The 2,683-nt window shown below is 75.2% G+C and carries 2 protein-coding genes; one reads left to right on the plus strand and one right to left on the minus strand.

What is annotated here, in order from left to right:
- Window positions 1–144 precede the first annotated feature (144 nt).
- A complete protein-coding gene (locus tag ACFXA3_RS40515) occupies window positions 145–447 on the minus strand; it encodes a hypothetical protein (protein ID WP_366102914.1) in 303 nt (100 codons plus the stop codon).
- A gap of 224 nt (window positions 448–671) precedes the next feature.
- Here ACFXA3_RS40515 and ACFXA3_RS40520 point away from each other — a divergent pair, with 224 nt between their 5' ends.
- Window positions 672–2,594, plus strand: coding sequence for a glycoside hydrolase family 5 protein (locus ACFXA3_RS40520; protein ID WP_385196145.1), 1,923 nt, complete (start codon window positions 672–674; stop codon window positions 2,592–2,594).
- Window positions 2,595–2,683: the final 89 nt, after the last annotated feature.

Here is a 2,683-nt window from a genome sequence, read left to right on the forward strand (position 1 = left end):
GAATCACCCGGTGCCTGGAGTACCCCACGGGCGGCCCCGCACACCGCCGCCGCGGGCACCGGCGCCGACTTCCCGAAGTCCGCGGACGCGGTCGCTCCCCCGGCGCCGGTCCCCGGCATCCGTCCCCGGCATCGGTCCTCGGCGTCAGTCCTCGGCGTTGGCCTCCAGGCAGGCCAGCTCCATCGCGTCGAGGACGGCCTCGTGGCTGCGCCGGCTCAGCTCGGCGACGTTCTCGATCTGCGCCGTGGCCCAGGCCGCCAGGGTCATCACGAGAACGCGCAGCCCGTCGGTGCCGTGCTCGGCGAGGATCGCGTCGGCGACGATCATCGCGTCCTCGGGCACCTGCTCCGGGGGCTCCAGGCCGGCGAGGCCGCGGAGCATGGTGAGGGTGCGGCGGGAGATCTCCGGCGTCATCCTCGCCAGCCGCATGTCCTCTTCTTCGTCCATCCGCCCCACCCTCCCGTGCGATCCCGGCCCCCTCCAGGGCACGGTAGGCGCTGACGGCCCCGCGCGGGGCCGTTTCATCAGGGTGGGCGCACGCACGGGTGGGGCGGCGGCCGGAAAGTCGTCGGGAGCGTGGGTTCCCTGGTCGGCGACCGGCCGGTAACTTGTGCGCGGCATCCGTCCGTTGCCCGACCAGCCGGACGGCCCGACCCCTCGGCAGGAGCGATATGAAGAGCCTCATCCGCGCGCTGTTCGGCGCCCTCGTGCTGCTGGCGGCGGTCCCGCCGGCGGTGGCCGCGCCGGTGCCCGCCCCGGTGCCCGCCGCGGCTGCGCAGACCGTGCCCGGGACCGGGGCGTGGACCCCGCCGCTGTCCACGCGCGGCCGGTACATCGTCGACGCGCAGGGCAACCGTTTCCGGCTGCGGTCCGGCAACTGGGACGGCGCCCAGGGCTCCTGGAACGGCAGCGGCGACCGCAACGACCCCGCGACGCACCACGCGGGCCAGAACTCCTCCGGCATCCCGATCGGCCTGGACCGGGTGCCGCTGCCCACGCTGCTGGCCGACTTCCGGGCCCTCGGCCTCAACAGCATCCGGCTGCCCTTCTCGAACGAGATGCTGCACACCACCGCCCCCGTCCCGGACGCGGCCGTCGCCGCCAATCCGGCCCTGCGCGGCCGCACCCCGCTCCAGGTCTACGACGCCGTCGTCGCGGCGCTCACCGACGCCGGGTTCGCCGTCATCCTCAACAACCACACCGTCACCACCCGCTGGTGCTGCGGACTCGACGGCAACGAGCGCTGGAACAGCGGCCAGTCCACCGCCCAGTGGGCCGACGACTGGGTGTTCCTGGCCCGCCGCTACCGCGACAACCCGCGCGTGGTCGGCGCCGACCTCTACAACGAGGTCCGCCGCGACACGTTCGACGACCCCAACTGGGGCCTCGGCGACGGCCACGACTGGCACGCGGCCGCCCAGGAGGCCGGCGACCGGATCCTCGCCGAGGCCAACCCGAACCTGCTGATCGTGATCGAGGGCATCAACTGGACCGGTATCCCCGTGGACGGCTTCCCGCACGGCCGCCCCACCCTCACCCCCGTCCGCACCCTGTCCCACACCCTCGTCGTGTCGGGCAAACTCGTCTACTCGGCCCACTTCTACGGGTACACCGGCCCCCGGCACAGCGGCGCGACCGGCCTCGGCGAGACCCATGACCTCCGCTACCAGGACATGACCCGGGACCAGCTCGAACAGGCCCTCTACGACCAGGCCCTCTACGTGTCCGCCGAGAGCGGTACGCACTTCACCGCACCCGTCTGGGTCAGCGAGTTCGGCATCGGAGCCGACGAGAACGGCGCCGCTCCGCGCGCCTGGTTCCAGAACCTGACCGGCGATCTCGCCAAGACCGACGCCGACTTCGCGTACTGGCCGCTCGTCGGCTGGAGCACCACCGCCCAGGGCGCCCCGGGCGGCGACTCCTGGGCCCTGCTCCGCTACGACGCCTCCGGCCGCCGCTCCGGCGTGCTCGACGCGGCCGACTGGCGTACGCAGCCGTGGACGGCCCTCGCCACCAGCGCCGGGCGCACCGGGCCGATCCCCGCCACCCCGTCCTGGTACCAGCTGGACACCGATCACCGGGACCACGACGCCTCGCTGCGCACCCGTGCCACCGGGGACTGGGACGGCGGGGCCCGCAAGGCGGTCTGCCCGGACGGCGCCCGCCTGGCCGGACTCGGTCACACGGGCGGGCGCGGCCTGTGCTCCACCTCCGACCTGCGGGCCCCGACGGGCGGGCACACCGTCGTCCGCGACGAGTCGTACGTCCCCGCGGGCGGCGACTGGGCCACCGGCTACACGAAGCTCCAGTGTCCGGCCGGGCAGTTCCTGATCGGGTACAGCCTGCGGGGAGAGAGGGTCTCGGCGGCCCTGTGCGCGCCGGCCCGGACGGCGCTGCCCGCGGGCGGGCGCACCCTCTGGTTCGACCGCGGCGACAACCGGCCCTCCGGATCCCCCGGCGGCGAGTTCGCGTACGGCGACTACAAGGGCCAGTGCCTGCCCACCGAGTACGCGGCGGGCATCGCCTTCACCACCCGGGTGGGCTCCCGCCCGGGCCCGGCGGCGCTCCTGTGCCGCCCCCTGCCGGCCGCCTGACCGGCCCGGCGGGTACGTTCCCCCGGCGGGGGTCTTCGCCGCCGGGGGGGGCCGGGCGCGGCGGGGGGCCCCCGGGGGGGGGGGGGCCC

This window comes from Streptomyces sp. NPDC059456, from assembly GCF_042750055.1.
GTDB lineage: Bacteria > Actinomycetota > Actinomycetes > Streptomycetales > Streptomycetaceae > Streptomyces.

Excerpts from the sequence above, each read along its gene's own strand:
- ACFXA3_RS40520 (WP_385196145.1), top strand. The coding sequence starts at position 672 with ATGAAGAGCCTCATCCGCGCGCTGTTCGGCGCCCTCGTGCTGCTGGCG.
- ACFXA3_RS40515 (WP_366102914.1), bottom strand. The coding sequence starts at position 447 with ATGGACGAAGAAGAGGACATGCGGCTGGCGAGGATGACGCCGGAGATC.